General features: G+C 74.4%; 13 protein-coding genes, 3 tRNA genes and 1 pseudogene. 11 read left to right on the top strand and 6 right to left on the bottom strand.

The features are described from left to right. Positions 1-113 precede the first annotated feature (113 nt). The 7 genes and pseudogenes from Q0840_RS19080 to purM form a co-directional block, all read left to right on the top strand. Positions 114-1,135, top strand: a pseudogene (locus tag Q0840_RS19080) (diguanylate cyclase); the annotation flags it as partial. Continuing rightward, complete coding sequence (locus tag Q0840_RS10075) at positions 1,130-2,071, top strand: putative bifunctional diguanylate cyclase/phosphodiesterase (RefSeq protein ID WP_367183101.1); 942 nt, start codon at positions 1,130-1,132, stop codon at positions 2,069-2,071. The pseudogene Q0840_RS19080 and the gene Q0840_RS10075, both read left to right, overlap by 6 nt. Positions 2,072-2,118: 47 nt before the next feature. Continuing rightward, on the top strand, positions 2,119-2,499 hold the full coding sequence (locus tag Q0840_RS10070; RefSeq protein WP_298459286.1) for a sterol carrier family protein: 381 nt from the start codon (positions 2,119-2,121) through the stop codon (positions 2,497-2,499). 173 nt (positions 2,500-2,672) lie between these two features. Continuing rightward, on the top strand, positions 2,673-6,986 hold the full coding sequence (locus Q0840_RS10065; protein ID WP_298459284.1) for an ExeM/NucH family extracellular endonuclease: 4,314 nt from the start codon (positions 2,673-2,675) through the stop codon (positions 6,984-6,986). Positions 6,987-7,253: 267 nt separating this feature from the next. After that, positions 7,254-7,679, top strand: a complete 426-nt coding sequence (locus Q0840_RS10060) for a hypothetical protein (protein ID WP_298459282.1) — start codon at positions 7,254-7,256, stop codon at positions 7,677-7,679. Positions 7,680-7,756: 77 nt separating this feature from the next. Then, entirely contained in the window at positions 7,757-9,304 is a 1,548-nt protein-coding gene (gene purF, locus Q0840_RS10055) for an amidophosphoribosyltransferase (protein WP_298459281.1), read from the top strand. Further along, on the top strand, positions 9,301-10,443 hold the full coding sequence (gene purM / locus Q0840_RS10050) for a phosphoribosylformylglycinamidine cyclo-ligase (RefSeq protein ID WP_298459279.1): 1,143 nt from the start codon (positions 9,301-9,303) through the stop codon (positions 10,441-10,443). The genes purF and purM overlap by 4 nt, the downstream gene beginning before the upstream one ends. Positions 10,444-10,584: 141 nt before the next feature. Here purM and Q0840_RS10045 read toward each other — a convergent pair whose 3' ends face one another. Then, entirely contained in the window at positions 10,585-10,791 is a 207-nt protein-coding gene (locus tag Q0840_RS10045; protein WP_298459277.1) for a DUF3073 domain-containing protein, read from the bottom strand. Between the two features lie 471 nt (positions 10,792-11,262). Here Q0840_RS10045 and Q0840_RS10040 point away from each other — a divergent pair, with 471 nt between their 5' ends. The 4 genes from Q0840_RS10040 (at position 11,263) to Q0840_RS10025 (ending at position 14,831) form a co-directional block, all read left to right on the top strand. Beyond that, entirely contained in the window at positions 11,263-11,469 is a 207-nt protein-coding gene (locus tag Q0840_RS10040) for a BldC family transcriptional regulator (RefSeq protein WP_298459276.1), read from the top strand. A 97-nt stretch (positions 11,470-11,566) separates the two neighbouring features. Continuing rightward, the gene (locus Q0840_RS10035) at positions 11,567-13,213 is read left to right on the top strand and encodes a DNA-3-methyladenine glycosylase 2 family protein (protein WP_298459275.1); all 1,647 of its coding nucleotides are present in this window, start codon (positions 11,567-11,569) and stop codon (positions 13,211-13,213) included. Between the two features lie 59 nt (positions 13,214-13,272). After that, complete coding sequence (locus tag Q0840_RS10030; RefSeq protein WP_298459274.1) at positions 13,273-13,884, top strand: methylated-DNA--[protein]-cysteine S-methyltransferase; 612 nt, start codon at positions 13,273-13,275, stop codon at positions 13,882-13,884. Continuing rightward, positions 13,881-14,831, top strand: coding sequence for a DMT family transporter (locus Q0840_RS10025; RefSeq protein ID WP_298459272.1), 951 nt, complete (start codon positions 13,881-13,883; stop codon positions 14,829-14,831). Before Q0840_RS10030 ends, Q0840_RS10025 begins: the two co-directional genes overlap by 4 nt. Before the next feature lie 84 nt (positions 14,832-14,915). Here Q0840_RS10025 and Q0840_RS10020 read toward each other — a convergent pair whose 3' ends face one another. The 5 genes from Q0840_RS10020 to Q0840_RS10000 all read right to left on the bottom strand — a co-directional run bounded on the left by Q0840_RS10020 (position 14,916) and on the right by Q0840_RS10000 (position 16,053). Further along, positions 14,916-15,179: a DUF3618 domain-containing protein gene (locus tag Q0840_RS10020; protein WP_298459270.1), complete on the bottom strand. Its 264-nt coding sequence runs from the start codon at positions 15,177-15,179 to the stop codon at positions 14,916-14,918. Next, a complete protein-coding gene (locus Q0840_RS10015; protein WP_298459269.1) occupies positions 15,176-15,598 on the bottom strand; it encodes a phage holin family protein in 423 nt (140 codons plus the stop codon). The genes Q0840_RS10020 and Q0840_RS10015 overlap by 4 nt, the downstream gene beginning before the upstream one ends. A gap of 155 nt (positions 15,599-15,753) precedes the next feature. Further along, positions 15,754-15,826: transfer RNA gene (locus Q0840_RS10010), tRNA-Phe, on the bottom strand. A gap of 41 nt (positions 15,827-15,867) precedes the next feature. Continuing rightward, positions 15,868-15,941, bottom strand: a tRNA-Asp gene (locus Q0840_RS10005). 39 nt (positions 15,942-15,980) lie between these two features. Further along, a tRNA-Glu gene (locus Q0840_RS10000) sits at positions 15,981-16,053 on the bottom strand. Between the last annotated feature and the right edge of the window lie 95 nt (positions 16,054-16,148).

The following is a 16,148-nucleotide window of genomic DNA, read 5'->3' as shown; positions in this document are numbered from 1 at the left end:
CGATCTACCGCCCGGTCACCGACGACGCCGGCACCGTCGTCGACTTCCTGTACGTGCGCGCCAACGCCGCCGCCGACGAGTCCGTGGGCCTCGGTCCGCTCACCGGTCGCGGCATGCTGGAGATGGTCCCCGAGTCCCGTGACTTCGTGTTCCCGGTGCTGCGCGAGGTGCTGGCCACCGGTGTGCGGCACCGCTCGGTGTTCCCCAACATCGTCCGCGGCGGCACCGAGTGGCAGCCCGGCTGGACGGCGATGGACGTGCGCCGCGCCGGCTGCCACATCGCGGTGAACTGGCGCAGCGCGACCGCCGAGCACGAGGCCGCGCTGGTCGCGGAACGGTCGGAGGCGCGGCTGCGCGCGCTGCTCGAGAACGCGGGTGAGGTCATCTACGTCTTCTCCGTCGACGGCGGCACCCGGCTCTACCAGAGCCCGTCGATGGCTCGCGTGCTCGGTCCCGACCAACCAGCGGGCGGCGTGTTCGCGCGGGTGCACCCCGACGACCGCCCCGTCGTCGAGCGCGCCCAGCGGGAGCTGGCGACCGGTGGGCCGGGCACCGTGGTCGACCTCGAGGTCCGGCTGCGGCACTCCGACGGCCGGTGGCTGTGGGTCCGCGGGCGCGGCGCCAACCACGTCGACGACCCCGACGTGGGGGGCATCGTCGTCAACCTCTGGGACGTCACCGAGCACCACGAGCTGTCCGACCAGCTGCGGGTGCAGGCCCTGCACGACCCGCTCACCGGCCTGCCGAACCGCCGGCTGATCGACGCCGAGCTGGAGCGGGCCCTGGCCGGCGCCGACGCCGGCCGAGGCCACGTCGGGCTCGTGCTGTGCGACGTCGACTACTTCAAGAGCGTCAACGATGCGCTCGGCCATCCCGCGGGAGACGAGCTGCTCATCCAGGTCGGGCAGCGGCTGCGCACCCTGGTGCGCCCGTCGGACACCGTGGGCGGCTCGGCGGCGACGAGTTCGTGGTGGTCTGCGAGGACCTGGCCGACCCGGCCGAGCTCGTCCACCTGACCCGGCGCCTGCACGACGCCCTGCGCGGGGTGTACCGCGTCGGCGAGCAGGACCTGCCGGTGACCGCGACCGTGGGGGCCAGCTGCGCGACGGCGTCGACCACGCCGACCCAGCTGCTCAGCGAGGCCGACACGGCCCTGTACGAGGCCAAGCGCGCCGGCCGGGACGGCAGCCAGGTCTTCGACCAGCGCGTCCACCACCGCAACCGCGCCCGGGCCACCCGCCAGCAGGCGCTGCGCAGCGGGGTGGAGCAGGGCCAGCTCGTCCTGCACTACCAGCCCAAGGTGCACCTGCGGTCCCGGCGGGTGGTCGCGGCCGAGGCCCTGGTCCGCTGGCAGCACCCCACCGACGGCCTGCTCCTGCCGTACGACTTCCTGCCCATCGCGGAGGAGAGCCTGCTCGTCGTCGACGTCGGCCGGTGGGTGCTGCGCCGCGCCATGCAGGACGCCGCCCGGTGGCGGATGCCCGCGGCCGAGCAGGCCCCGGGGGCGGTGACGCCGGGCGGCCGCGTCGGGCCGGCCGAGCGCGGCGTGCTGCCCGACAACCCCCTGCCCGTGGTGAACATCAACCTCTCCGGTCGCCACCTCACCCACCCCGGCCTGCTGGACCACCTCGACGAGGCGCTCGACGTCAGCGGGCTCGACCCGACCCAGGTCGAGCTCGAGATCACCGAGACCGTGGTGCTGCAGGACCTGGAGAAGACTGCGCGCATCCTGCAGACCGTGCGCGACCGCGGGTTCGGGGTCGCGCTGGACGACTTCGGCACCGGCTACTCCTCGCTGACCTGGCTGCAGCGGCTGCCGGTGGACACCGTCAAGCTCGACCGCAGCTTCGTCGTCGACCTGCTGTCCCCCGAGGGCGGGTACGGGCCGGACATCCTGGGCAGCGTCACCGCGCTCGCCCACGCGCTCGGCAAGACCGTGGTGGCCGAGGGGGTCGAGCAGCCCGAGCAGCACGACTACCTCGTCGGGCTCGGCTGCGACCTCGCCCAGGGGTACCTGTACGGGCGTCCGGTCCCGGCGAGCCCCTTCCCGGTGACCGACGACGACGCCTGAGGGAGCGGGCGCCGACCGGCGCCGGGCCGACCACCTAGCCTGGGACCATGCCGCCGCGTCGTCGCACCGACCCCGCCGAGGGTCGTGCCGCGCTCGCCGTCTGGCGGACCGACCCCGACACCGCCCCCCGCGCCGCCGTGCGCACCGCGGTGCGGTTCACCCTCGAGGAGCTCGCCGACGTCGCCCCGGGCCGCGCCGTCGAGGTGCGGGTCCCCCCGGACGGCGCCGTCCAGGCCGTCCCCGGCCCCCGGCACACCCGCGGCACCCCGCCCAACGTCGTCGAGACCGACCCCGGCACGTGGCTGTCCCTGGCCACCGGTGCGCTGAGCTGGGGCGAGGCGCTCGCGTCCGGACGGGTCGCGGCGTCGGGCGACCGCGCCGACCTGGCCGCGTACCTCCCGCTGCAGGCCGCCCGCGCGCGTCGATGACGACGGCGCACCGGCGCCGACGTGTCCGGGCGGTGTCGCCCGGTGGTCGCCGCGGTGGCCGGCCGGACAATCCGGGCAGATCGGTCTAGTCACTGTCGGGGGCGGCCGTTAACGTGCGCAGGGTCCAGGCGCTGTGCGCCGTGCGTGGTTCGGCCGAAAGAGGACCCTCTCCGATGCAAACCCCCCGACGCCGCACCCGGCGTCCGCTCACCCCCGTCGCGGTGACCAGCGCGCTCGCTCTCGCGGCAGCGATGGTCCCCGGCGCGGCCTTCGCCGTCGTCGTCGACGAGACGGTGCCGATCGCCGACGTCCAGGGCACCGGGGCCGCCTCCCCGCTAGCCGGTGACACCGTCACCGTCGAGGGCGTGGTCACCGCCGACCTGCGCGGCGAGGACGGCTACGACGGCTTCTACCTCCAGACGGCGGGCTCCGGCGGGGCCGACGACGCCACCCCGGGCGCCTCCGACGGCGTCTTCGTGCTGCTCGGCGGCCTCGTCACCGATGCCACCACCGGCGACCACGTCGCGGTGACCGGCGTCGTCGCCGAGTCGTTCGGGCTCACCCAGATCGACGCCACGGGCGCCGGGGCGTCGGTGGTCCCGGTCGCCGGTGACGCCGTCGCGCCCACCGCCACGCCGCTGCCGGACGACGTCGTCGGTGCGGACCGGGAGGCCCTCGAGGGCATGCTGGTCACCCCGACCGGCGACTACCGGGTGGCGTCGCTGCACGAGGTCGCCTCGTTCGGCACGGTGTGGCTGTCCGCCGGCGACGAGCCGCTGGTCAAGAACACCGAGGTCGCCGAGCCCGGCAGCGACACGGCGAACGGCATCGCGGCGTCCAACGCCGCCCGCCGGATCCTGCTCGACGACGGGCGCGACGTGCGGATCGGCGCCGCGGACCAGCCCTACCTCGGAGCCACCGACGTCGTGCGCACCGGTGACGGCGTGACCTTCCCCGCCGTCCCGTACGTGCTCGGCTACGGGTTCGACCGGTGGCGCCTGCAGCCGCTGACCCCGCTCGAGGCCGACGCCCCGGCGCAGCTGCTGCCGACCTTCGAGCCGCTCAACCCGCGCCCGGCCGCGCCGGACGCCGTGGGGGGCGACCTGTCGATCGGTGCCTTCAACGTGCTGAACTACTTCACCACGCTGACCACCGAGGACGAGGACGCGCGCGGCGCCCGCAGCCCCGAGCAGCTGGCCGTCCAGCGGTCCAAGATCGTCACCGCCATCAACGCGCTCGGTGCCGACGTCGTGGCCCTGATGGAGATCGAGAACTCGATCCACTTCGGTGACGGCACCCCCGACGTCGCGCTCGCGGACCTGGTCGCCGGCCTGAACGCCGCCGCGGGTGCCGGCACCTGGGACTACGTGCGGACCCCCGCCGTGCTCGCCGGTCCGGACGCGGTCGCCACCACCGACGTCATCATGAACGCGATCATCTACCGCACCGCCAGCGTCACCCCGACCGGCGCGAGCACGACCGACGTCGACGAGACGGTCTGGGACAACGCGCGCGAGCCGATCGCGCAGGCGTTCACCCCGGCCGGCGGCGGCGAGCCGTTCACGGTCGTCGCCAACCACTTCAAGTCCAAGGGTGGTGACGGCGAGGAGCCGGCCGACGGCCAGGGGCTCTTCAACGCCGACCGCGTCGCGCAGGCACAGGCCGTCGTCGACCTGGTCACCGAGCTCCAGGCCGCCGGGCCCGACGACGTCGCGGTGCTGGGCGACCTGAACTCCTACAGCCAGGAAGACCCGATCGAGGCCTTCACCGACGCCGGCTTCGTCGACGTCGTCGCGCAGCGGGCGCCGGGCCAGTACTCCTACACGTTCGACGGCGAGCTCGGCTCGCTGGACCACGCCCTGATGACCGGGTCGTTCGCGGACCGGGTGACCGGGGCCGACATCTGGAACATCAACTCCCCGGAGTGGAACGGTCTGGAGTACTTCCAGCCGTTCACCGACCCCGCGAGCGTGTACCGCGCGAGCGACCACGACCCGCTGAAGATCGGCCTCACCGCCGCCGCCGCGGCGGACACGGTGGAGATCGACCTGCTGGCCATCAACGACTTCCACGGCCGCATCGAGCGGCCCGCGGTGGACGAGGGTGAGCCGGTGGAGCCGTCGCCGGCCGAGGTCCTCGACGAGGCCGTCCGGGAGTTCCGGGCGCAGAACGCGAACACCGTGGTCGTCTCGGCCGGTGACAACATCGGCGCGTCGACGTTCACCTCGTTCGTCCAGCAGGACAACCCGACGCTGGACATCCTCAACGAGATCGGCCTGGATGCGTCGGCGGTGGGCAACCACGAGTTCGACCAGGGCTTCGCCGACCTGGCCGGTCGGGTGACCGACCGTGCCGAGTTCCCGTACCTGGGTGCCAACGTCTACGACCGGGCGACCGGCGAGCCGGCCCTCGACGAGTACGCGCTCGTCGAGACCGGCGGGGTCACGATGGGCTTCATCGGTGCGGTCACCGAGGACCTGCCCACGCTGGTCACCCCGGCCGGCATCGAGACCCTCGAGATCCGCGACGTGGTGACCGAGGTCAACCGGGTCGCCGAGGACCTCAGCGACGGTGACGCGGCCAACGGCGAGGCGGACGTCCTGGTCCTGCTCGTCCACGAGGGGGCCGAGTCCGACGACATCGCCGACCTCACCCCGGGGTCGGCCTTCGGTGACATCGCCACGGGCACGAGCCCGGAGGTCGACGCGATCGTCTCCGCGCACACGCACCAGACCTACAACCACCGGCTCCCGGTCGAGGGCTGGCCGGTCGGCCTGACCCGGCCGGTCGTGCAGGCGGGCCAGTACGGCGAGGCGCTGGACCACCTCACCTTCCACGTCGACCCGGTCAGCGACGAGATCGTCGCGATCGACTCCGACATCGTCGACCTCACGGCCGAGGCGTTCCCGGACTCCGACCCGGCGACCGTCTCCCCCGTCGAGGCGCTGGTCGTCGCGGCGGCCGAGGCCGCCGAGGAGCTCGGCTCGCAGTCGCTCGGTGAGATCACGGCCGACTTCAACCGGGCGCGCAACGCGGACGGCAGCGAGAACCGTGGCGGCGAGTCCACTCTCGGGAACCTGGTGGCGGACGTCCAGCTGTGGGCCACCCAGCGGCAGGGCACGCAGATCGCCTTCATGAACCCCGGCGGCCTGCGGTCCAACCTGGCGTACGCGTCCAGCGGCGCGGCCGACGAGGACGGCAACGTCACGTTCCGCGAGGCGGCCAACGTGCAGCCCTTCGCCAACACGCTGGTCACGTTCGAGCTGACCGGTGAGCAGGTCGTCCAGGTCCTCGAGGAGCAGTGGCAGCCCGTGGGTGCCTCCCGGCCGTTCCTCAAGCTGGGCGTGTCCGAGGGACTGACCTACACCTACGACCCGACGGCGCCGGCCGGCGAGCACATCACCTCGGTGCTGCTCGACGGCGAGCCGCTCGACCTCACCGGGACCTACACGGTCGTGGCGAACTCCTTCCTCGCGTCCGGCGGGGACAACTTCGCCACCCTGGCCGAGGGGGACGACCCGCAGGACTCGGGTCAGATCGACCTGCAGGCCTTCGTGGAGTACATGGCGGAGTTCTCCCCGGTGACGCCCGACCTCACCCAGCGGTCGATCGGCGTCGAGGTCGTGGACCCGCCCGCGGGCGGCGTCTGGGCCCCGGGCGACGAGGTGACGATCAACCTGTCGTCGCTGCTGTTCAGCGCCGGCGAGGAGCAGGGCGACACGCTCACCTACGGGATCGTCGGCGGTGAGCCGCGCACCGTACCGATCGACGCCACGCCGGTACCGACCACCGACGAGGTCGGCCGAGCGACGATCGCCGTCCAGATCCCCGCGGACGCCGACGGGGTCGTCGAGGTGCTCGCCGAGGTCGAGGGCACGGGCACGGTCGTGGCCCTGGCCCTGCCGGTGGAGGACGGCCAGGCGCCCGACTTCGCCGACGTCACGCCGGGTCACCCGTTCTACACGGACATCCGGTGGATGGCCGAGCGCGGTCTGACCCTGGGCACCCAGGTCGGCGACGAGCGGTTCTTCTTCCCGACGGCGCCGCTGTCGCGTCAGGCGATGGCCGCGTTCATGTACCGCTACTCCGGTGAGGTCTACACGCCGGAGGAGGGGCAGCAGTCCTTCTCCGACGTCGGCCCGGACGACCAGTTCTACGTGGCGATCGAGTGGATGCACGCCAACGACCTGGCGGACGGGTACGCGGACGGCACGTTCCGTCCGACCGCCCCGGTCTCCCGGCAGGCCATGGCGGCGTTCCTGCACCGGGCCGCCGGCTCGCCCGACGCCCCGGCGCCGGAGTTCCCCGACGTGTCCGCCCACCACCAGTTCGCCACGGCGATCGGGTGGCTCGAGGACACCCGGATCAGCCGCGGCTACCCGGACGGGACGTTCCGTGCGACGGAGCCGATCAGCCGCCAGGCGATCGCTGCCTTCATGCACCGGTTCGACGACTTCCTCGTCCGGCCGGCCACCGTGGAGGACTGACCGGCGTGGCGGACTGAGTCCGTGAGCGCCGGCACCGGGACACCGGTGCCGGCACCCGCGGGCCCCGGGTCGCACCGGTAGCACGCGACCCACCGACCCCGAGGCCGCAGCTCCCACCGCCGCGTGGGGGCTGCGGCCTCGTCGCGTCCCGGGGACGTACCCCGGCGCGCGCCGTGCCGGGGTCGAACCGAGCGGGCGCCACGCCTCGGCGCGGTGCCGGCTGTGTGCGGGGCCGTCGCCGTCGCGGGCCGCGTAGGGTCGGCCCCTGTGAGCACCGACGATCAGCGCCCCGCGGACGGCCTGACCACGCCGGCGTCGGGCACCGCCCGACCTGCCGACGCCGGCGGGCCCGACCCGGAGGCGCAGCCGGTCGACGGGGCCCACCGCGAACCCGACCCGCACCGCGAACCCGACCCGCACCGCGAACCCGACCCCGACGAGCTCGCGGGAGTCGCGACCGAGGCCACGCTGCGCCGGGCGCCGCGCTTCGCTGCCTTCGTCCGGGCCGGGGTCCTGCTCGGGGCGATCGTCGGATGGGTGGTCGCGATGTCCGGCGGCGGCACCGACGGAGAGGGACGCACCGCCGTGCTCCTGCTGCTCACCGCGTCCGGCGCCGTCGTCGGGGCACTCCTCGGCGCGGGCGTGGCCGTGCTGGTCGACCGCCGTACCCGGGGTGGCCGACGGCGCCGGTGATCAGACTGCCGGTGACCGGACGTGCCGGTGAGCGGACGCCCCCGGGCGCCGTCGCGGCGGTGTGACACCATGGAGGCGTGGCCCTTCGCGGAGACGGACGACTTTCCCACGACCTCCTACCCGGCGAGAAGGGACCGCAGGACGCCTGCGGTGTCTTCGGCGTCTGGGCACCCGGTGAAGAGGTGTCCAAGCTCGCGTACTTCGGGCTGTACGCGCTTCAGCACCGCGGCCAGGAGGCGGCGGGCATCGCGACCTCCAACGGTGAGCAGCTCCTGGTCTACAAGGACATGGGCCTGGTCTCGCAGGTGTTCGACGAGACGGCGCTCAACGCGCTGACCGGGCACCTGGCGATCGGGCACACCCGGTACTCGACCACCGGTGGCAGCACGTGGGAGAACGCCCAGCCCACGCTCGGTGCGACCGCCGGGGGCACGATCGCGCTGGCCCACAACGGCAACCTCACGAACACCGCCGAGCTCGTCGACCTGGTGGCCGAGCGGTACGGCGCCCAGCGGCGTGGCGAGCTCGCGCGCGGCAACACCACGGACACCGCCCTGGTCACCGCGCTGCTCGCCGGCGACCCGGACCACACCCTCGAGGCGACCGCGCTCGAGGTCCTGCCGCGGCTGCGTGGGGCGTTCTGCCTGGTCTTCATGGACGAGCACACGCTCTACGCCGCGCGGGACGCGCAGGGGGTCCGGCCGCTCGTGCTCGGCCGCCTGGAGCGTGGCTGGGTGGTGGCCAGCGAGTCGGCCGCCCTGGACATCGTCGGCGCGTCGTACGTGCGCGAGGTGGAGCCGGGCGAGCTCATCGCGATCGACCGGGACGGCCTGCGCAGTCAGCGGTTCGCCACGCCGGACCGTGCGGGTTGCGTGTTCGAGTACGTCTACCTCGCCCGCCCGGACACCTCGATCGCCGGCCGGTCGGTGCACTCCGCGCGGGTGGAGATGGGCCGCCAGCTCGCCCGGGAGTTCCCGGTCGAGGCGGACCTGGTCATCCCGGTCCCCGAGTCCGGGACGCCGGCCGCGGTCGGCTACGCGGCCGAGTCGGGCATCCGGTTCTCGCAGGGGCTGACGAAGAACGCCTACGTGGGGCGTACGTTCATCCAGCCGTCCCAGACGCTGCGCCAGCTCGGCATCCGGCTCAAGCTCAACCCGCTCAAGGAGGTCATCCGCGGTCAGCGGCTCGTCGTCGTCGACGACTCCATCGTGCGGGGCAACACCCAGCGCGCGCTGGTCCGGATGCTGCGCGAGGCCGGTGCCGCGGAGGTGCACGTGCGCATCTCCTCCCCGCCGGTGAAGTGGCCGTGCTTCTACGGCATCGACTTCGCCTCACGCGCCGAGCTGATCGCCAACGGCCTGGGCCCGCGGGAGATCGGTGCCTCGCTCGGCGCCGACTCGCTGGGCTACATCTCGCTCGCGGGCATGATCAAGGCGACCGAGCAGCCGGCGTCCCAGCTGTGCGCCGCGTGCTTCACCGGCACGTACCCCATCGAGCTGCCGTCCTCGGACCGGCTCGGCAAGAAACTGCTGGAGCAGAACGAGCTGCCGCTCGGTGCGCCCGAGGACGGTCTGCACACGCTCGTCGGGTCGGCCGGTGGCGCGAGCGCGCTCGAGCAGCCGTGACCGGCGACCAGGACGGGGGCGCCGCGGGGACGGCGTCGGGCGCGGTGACCTACGCGTCGGCCGGCGTGGACACGGCAGCGGGGGACCGCGCCGTCGAGCTGATGAAGGCGGCCGTCGCCCGGACCCACGGCCCGGAGGTGCTCGGCGGGGTCGGCGGCTTCGCCGGCATGTTCGACGCCACTGCCCTCAAGGCCTACGACCGCCCGCTGCTGGCCACGTCGACCGACGGCGTCGGCACCAAGGTGGCGATCGCGCAGGCGCTGGACGTCCACGACACGATCGGCTTCGACCTCGTCGGCATGGTCGTCGACGACATCGTGGTGTGTGGTGCGGCGCCGCTGGTGATGACCGACTACATCGCGTGCGGCCGGGTCGTGCCCGAGCGGATCGCCGGCATCGTGCGCGGTATCGCCGCCGCGTGCCAGGTCGCCGGGGTCGCGCTCGTGGGTGGCGAGACCGCGGAGCACCCGGGCCTGCTCGGCCCCGACGAGTACGACGTCGCGGGTGCGGCGGTCGGCGTCGTCGAGGCGGCCGACCTGCTCGGGCCGCAGCGCGTGCAGGTGGGCGACGTGCTGCTCGCGATCGAGTCCTCCGGCCTGCACTCCAACGGCTACTCGCTCGTGCGCCGCGTCCTGGAGGTGGCCGGCTGGGGCCTCGAGCGGCACGTCGACGAGCTCGGGCGGACGCTCGGCGAGGAGCTGCTCGAGCCGACCCGGGTCTACGCCGCCGACCTGCTCGCCGTCGTGCGCGAGGCCGGTGCGGGCATCCACGCGCTCAGCCACATCACCGGGGGCGGGCTCGCCGCGAACGTCGCCCGCGTCCTGCCGGCCGGCACGGCAGCGACCGTCCACCGCGGCAGCTGGACCGTCGCGCCGGTGTTCGACCTGGTGCGTCGCCTCGGGCAGGTGCCGTGGGACGACCTGGAGAACACGCTCAACCTGGGGGTCGGCATGGTCGCGGTGACCGCCGCCGACGCCGCCGACGACGTGGTGGCGCACCTGGGCCGGCTCGGGCTGGCGGCGTGGCCGCTGGGCACCGTGACGCCCGACGACGGCGCGACCGGTCCGGGGATCGTGCGGGGCGCCAAGGGCGTGCACGGGGGAGCGGTTCGGATGACGGGGACCTACCGCACCCGGTGACGCGGCCGGCAGCGGACGGCCGGACACGCCGTCAACCGGTGGAGCGGGAGGGTGTGCCTGGTCCGGATGCCCACGGTGCGGGCCACGGTCGGCGGCAGAGCAGCGACACCGGACCGCGGTCGGCGGTCCGGTGTCGCGGGGTCAACGGTCCTCGACCCACCGGGGGAAGTCGTCCCCGTCCGTGTCGTCGGTCGAGTCGACGGCGGACCGACGACTCTCGGTCACGACGTCTCGGTGGCCGTGCGACGTGAGCTCCTGCTCGAGAGCCCGGTAGTTCGTCTCGGGGCTGAAGTACTTCAGCTCCCGGGCGACCTTCGTCTGCTTAGCCTTCTGACGGCCGCGCCCCATGGCATCGACCCCCTCTTACGTGGATGCGGGGCGGCAACGTGCTGACACGTGCGGCCCCGGGGTGTGCGAAAAATCGTCTGTTCGTGCGGTAACGCTACATGGTCCCCAGCCATTCCGACCACTTGCCGCCGACGCCGTGAGCGACGTCGCAGGGGCGGGTGGCGACCGGTGCGGTGAGCGCACCCGGGCCGTCCTGGCGAACGGCTGCACGTCGGGCGCGGTTCATCCGACGTTTGCGCTCTGAGCGAACACGGCGGGGTGCGAGTCGATGTCCGGATCGTGCCGGAACGGGACGTTTTGCCCGGTCGCGACCGGTTTCGCGGCAGGCGGGACGCCGCGGTCCGGACCGGGGGATCTCGACGCGGTGCGAGCACAACGTGTTGGGCACAGGTCGGTGAGGTAGACAGAGGGCACCCGGCTAGGGGGCCACCCGGATCCTGGGTGACTGGCTGGGGACGAAGGAGGCGCACCATGTCTGCACAGCGGCCCGAGTCCGACTCCTTGCTCACCCCGTCGGAGGTCGCCACCCTGTTCCGGGTCGACCCCAAGACGGTCACCCGCTGGGCCAAGGCCGGCAAGCTCTCCGCGGTCCGCACCCTCGGGGGCCACCGTCGGTACCGCGAGTCCGAGGTCCGCGGCCTGCTCGAGGGTGTCCCGAGCCAGCGCCCGACGGACTGAGCGGTCCCGCGGAGCCCGGCGTCGGCGCCGCTGCCGGCGCCACCGCGATGTCCGGAACCCGCTAGCCCGCAGCGGTGCCGCGGCGAAGGATGGAGGCGTGAGCCCCCGTCCTTCCCACCTCGCGGCGCCGTCCCCGGTGCCGTCCGCCGACGCCGTGCCCTGGGCCGACGACGCCGCTGCGTACCGCGCCATCAGCGGACGTGACCGCCGCTTCGACGGGCGGCTGTACGTCGGCGTGCTGTCCACCGGCATCTACTGCCGCCCGTCGTGCCCGGCCCGCACCCCGCGGCCGGAGAACTGCCGCTACTACGCGGCCGCCGCGGCCGCGGTGGCCGCCGGGTTCCGGGCGTGCCGCCGGTGCCGGCCGGACGCGCTGCCGGGCAGCCGGCACTGGGACGCTCGGGGCGACCTGGCCGGCCGGGCGCTGCGGGCGATCGCCGACGGCGTCGTGGACGACGTCGGCGTCGGCGGGCTGGCGGCCCGGCTGCACGTGAGCGAGCGCCACCTGCACCGCGTGCTCGTGTCCGAGGTCGGGGCGTCCCCGCTGCAGCTCGCGCGGACCCGGCGCGCGCAGCTCGCCCGGCTGCTGCTGGACCAGACGGCCCTGCCGATGGCCGACGTCGCCTTCGCCGCCGGGTTCGCCAGTGTCCGGCAGTTCAACGACGTGATGCGGGACGAGTTCGGCGCCCCGCCGTCGACCCTGCGCCGCCCGTCCGCCGACGCGGCACGCGTGGCGCCGGGCGTCCCGGACGTCGCGGCCACGGCGGAGCGGGCCCCGGTGGACACCGCCGAGCTGACCCTGCGGCTGCGCCATGCCGCGCCGTTCGACGCGGCCGCGTGGCTCGCGCACGTCAGCCACCGTGCCGTCCCGGGACTGGAGCACATCGGGGCGGACGGCACCGTGACGCGACTGGTCCGGACCGCCGGCGGAGCCGCCGTCGTGGCCGTGACACCAGGCGTGGCCGCCGACGCGGTGACCGCCCGGCTCCGGCTGCCGCAGCTCGCCGACCTCGGTGCGGTCGTCGCCCGGCTGCGCCGCTGGCTCGACCTGGACGCCGACCCGGTCGCCGTCGACGCGGCGCTCGGCCCGGACCGGCTGCTCGGGCCGCTCGTCGCCGCCCGGCCGGGTCTGCGGGTGCCGGGGACGGTCGACCCGTTCGAGCTGGCGGTCCGTGCGGTACTCGGGCAGCAGGTGTCCACGACCGGTGCCCGGACGCTGGCCGGCCGGCTCGTCGCGGACCTCGGGGAGCCCGGGCCGGAGGGTCTGCGGCTGTTCCCCACGGCCGAGGCGGTGGCCGCGGCCGGGCCGGAGCGGCTGCGCGCCGTGGGGCTCACCGGTGCGCGCGCCCGGACGCTGGCCGCGCTCGGGGCCGCGGTGGCGGGCGGTCTGGCTCTCGAGCCGGGCACCGACCGCACCCACGTTCGTGACGCGCTGCTCGCCCTGCCCGGCGTGGGTCCGTGGACGGCGGACTACATCGCGCTGCGGGCACTGGGCGACCCGGACGTGTTCCCAGCCGGGGACCTCGTCCTGCGCCGCGCCCTGGCGGACCTGCCCGGCGGCGCCGGCCGGACCGTCGACATCCCGGCCGCGCGCGCTGACGCCGAGCGGTGGCGCCCGTGGCGGGGGTACGCGGCGCAGCACCTGTGGACGGCGTGGGCCCTGCGGACCGAGCCACCCGGCCGCGCCACGCCCGTCGTCCACGACCCGGCCCCCGGCCCGGTCGCCGGCCCGAGCACGAGATGATCCGACCAGCCCCGCGCCACCGGACCGTCGTCCCGCGCGGCCGCCCCCGAGAGGAACCCATGAGCGTCCAGCCGCTGCTCGCCACCACCGTCCCGGCCCCGGCCGGTGACCTCGCGTTCGTGCTGACCCCCGAGGACGGCGTCGTCCGGGTCGCCGGCTTCAGCCCCGTCGCCGACGTCGCGTCCCGGCTGCCCGAGGCGCTCGCGACCCGCGGTGTGCGTACCGTGCCTCCCGGCGAGGTCGCGGACCACCCGGCGCTGGCCGGCGTCGTCGCCGCGGTCGAGCGCTACTGCGCCGGGGACCACGCCGCGCTGGACGAGGTGCCCGTCGCCCAGCCCGGCGGCCCGTTCTTCCAGCGCGCCTGGGCGGCGATGCGCGCGATCCCCGCCGGGTCGACCGCCACCTACACCGAGATCGCCGCCACGGCGGGCAGCCCGCTGGCGGTGCGGGCGGCAGGCAGCGCGTGCGCGCGCAACCTGCTGGCACCGTTCGTCCCGTGCCACCGGGTGCTGCGCACCGGCGGCCTGCTGGGTGGCTACTACTTCGGCCTGGACGTCAAGCGCGCACTGCTGTCGCACGAGGGTGCGCCCGAGGTCGCCGGGGTCGTCGAGGTGCCCACGCCGGCCGGGGTGCGCGCGCCGGTCCGGAGCGGCGCAGCCGTGCGGGCATGACGACCCGGGCGCGCGCCGCTCTCGGCGGCTGGCGGGCCTCCTACGCGCTGCTCGCGCTGCTCTGGGGCTGCAGCTTCGTGCTGATCGCGACCAGCCTGCGGTCGTTCGCCCCGACCCAGGTCGCCTGGGGCCGGATCGTGGTGGGCCTCGTCCTGCTGGTCGGGCTGCTCGCGCTGCGCCGGGAGCGGCCACGGATCGCGCGCGGGCTGCTCGGGCACGTCGCCGTGGTCGCCGCGGCGATGACCGCCGTGCCGTTCGTCCTGTTCGGCCTGGCCGAGCAGCGGGTGACGTCGGTGCTCGCCGGGCTGGTGAACGCCACCACGCCGCTGTTCACCGCGGTGTTCGTCGCGCTGCTCGTGCCCACGGAGCGGCCCGACCGGGTCCAGGTGGCCGGGCTGCTGCTGGGCTTCGCGGGCATCGCCGTGCTGCTCGGGGCCTGGGACCCCGCCGCGGTCGACGTCGTGGGTGGGCTCATGCTGCTGGGGGCCACGTTCTGCTACGGCATCGGCAACGCCTGGAGCCGGCGCCGGCTGACCGGCAGCGGCCTGTCCCCGGTCGCCCTGCCGGCGGTGCAGCTGACCCTCGGCGGGCTCATGCTCACGCCGTTCCTGCTCGCGACCCCGGTGCCGGCACAGGTCGACGGCGGCGCGGCGGCGGCCCTGCTGGCGCTCGGCCTGGGCGGGACCGGGGCGGCGTACATCCTGTACTGGCGGGTGCTCGAGCAGGCCGGCGCCACGGTCACCGCGAGCGTCACCTACGTCATCCCGGTGGTGTCCACGACGCTCGGTGTGGTGGTGCTGCACGAGACCCTGCACTGGTACGAGCCGGTCGGGGCCGTCGTCGTGCTGACCGGGGTCGCGCTCACCCAGTGGGGCGTGGCCCGGCGGCGCAGCCCGGTCGCCGCCGCCGCGCCGGCGGCGGTGGCGTCGGCGGGCGCGGTGCGCTGAGCGCCGCGTCCGGCGATCACGCCGTCACGCGGGCCGGCGCCGCCACCCGCCGATGGCCGGCGCCGACGGCGCGCCGGCGACCGGTCAGAAGATCTTGCGCACCAGCCCGGTGAGCAGACCCAGGGCGGCCGCGGCGCTCACGCCGAGGATGATCCGGGCGCGGTTGCGGTCCTCCGGACGCGTGTCCGGGTCGTTGCCGGCGTCGTGGACGACCTGCTTGGCCATCTCCACGAGCTCGTCGGCCTTCGCCTTGGGGTCGAGGCGGTCGGTCAGCTCGTCGATCGTCGCGGCCAGCTCGGCCCGGTTCCGGGCGATCTGGGCCTCGATGTCGTGCGGCTCGGCGGTCATGAACGCAGTCCTTCCTTGACGGCCTGGACGTCCTGCTTGACGTTCTCGGCGGTGCGCTCGGGCTTGGGCGGGACGCCCTTGTCGAGCGACTTCTTGCCCAGCAGGGCCAGCACGCCGGCGATCACGAGGAGCACCACGGCGACGATGAGGGCGGCCAGCCACGCGTCGAGCACGAGCGACAGCGCCAGGATGATGGTGGTGAGGACCACCGCGAACCCGAAGAAGCCGAACAGGGCCGCACCGGCGAGCAGGCCCGCGCCGATCGCGCCGGCCTTGGCCTTGCGCGACAGCTCGGCCTTCGCCAGCTCGATCTCTGACCGGACCAGCCGGGACGACTGCTCGGAGAGCCGGCTGAACAGCTCACCCACCGACGGGCGCCCGTCCGACCCGGGGGACGTCCACTGCGATGCGTGCGCCATGCCCATCACTTCCTCACGTTGCTCGAAGGCCCCCAGCGTGTCGCCGGACCGGCCCCAGTGTGTCGGGAACACCGCGCTCGCGCGAGACGTCCCGCGCCCGTCCGTGCCCCGGGACGACATCAGCCCCGCCCGGGGCACGGACGGGGCTGAGAGTGTGGCCACGAGCGGGGTCGAACCGCTGACCTTCCGATTTTCAGTCGGACGCTCTACCAACTGAGCTACATGGCCGAACCGACAACGCCCGGCCGTAAGGGCCGGGCGCATGTCAGCGACCCCGACGGGACTCGAACCCGCGACCTCCGCCGTGACAGGGCGGCGCGCTAACCAACTGCGCTACGGGGCCTTGTGGTGAGACAAGACCAGTACTGCACACACACGTTCGTACCCCCAACGGGATTCGAACCCGTGCTACCGCCGTGAAAGGGCGGGGTCCTAGGCCGCTAGACGATGGGGGCGAGTCAACGCCCTTGCCGTCGAAGGCGCCGCAAGACCTCGAAGAGCATATGGCACATCGCTCGGATCGCCAAAAGTCGCGTCCTGCGGGTCGTCG

Source organism: uncultured Cellulomonas sp., assembly GCF_947494015.1.
In the GTDB taxonomy this organism is placed as follows: Bacteria; Actinomycetota; Actinomycetes; order Actinomycetales; family Cellulomonadaceae; genus Pengzhenrongella.
The sequence above is the reverse complement of the archived record's forward strand: the minus strand, read 5'-3'. Positions and strand labels throughout refer to the sequence as shown.

Coding starts and splice junctions, on each gene's coding strand:
- Q0840_RS10045 (WP_298459277.1), bottom strand. CDS start 10,791: ATGGGGCGCGGCCGTCAGAAGGCTAAGCAGACGAAGGTCGCCCGGGAG.
- Q0840_RS10065 (WP_298459284.1), top strand. CDS start 2,673: ATGCAAACCCCCCGACGCCGCACCCGGCGTCCGCTCACCCCCGTCGCG.
- Q0840_RS10030 (WP_298459274.1), top strand. CDS start 13,273: ATGAGCGTCCAGCCGCTGCTCGCCACCACCGTCCCGGCCCCGGCCGGT.
- Q0840_RS10070 (WP_298459286.1), top strand. CDS start 2,119: ATGCCGCCGCGTCGTCGCACCGACCCCGCCGAGGGTCGTGCCGCGCTC.
- Q0840_RS10015 (WP_298459269.1), bottom strand. CDS start 15,598: ATGGCGCACGCATCGCAGTGGACGTCCCCCGGGTCGGACGGGCGCCCG.
- Q0840_RS10020 (WP_298459270.1), bottom strand. CDS start 15,179: ATGACCGCCGAGCCGCACGACATCGAGGCCCAGATCGCCCGGAACCGG.
- Q0840_RS10025 (WP_298459272.1), top strand. CDS start 13,881: ATGACGACCCGGGCGCGCGCCGCTCTCGGCGGCTGGCGGGCCTCCTAC.
- Q0840_RS10040 (WP_298459276.1), top strand. CDS start 11,263: ATGTCTGCACAGCGGCCCGAGTCCGACTCCTTGCTCACCCCGTCGGAG.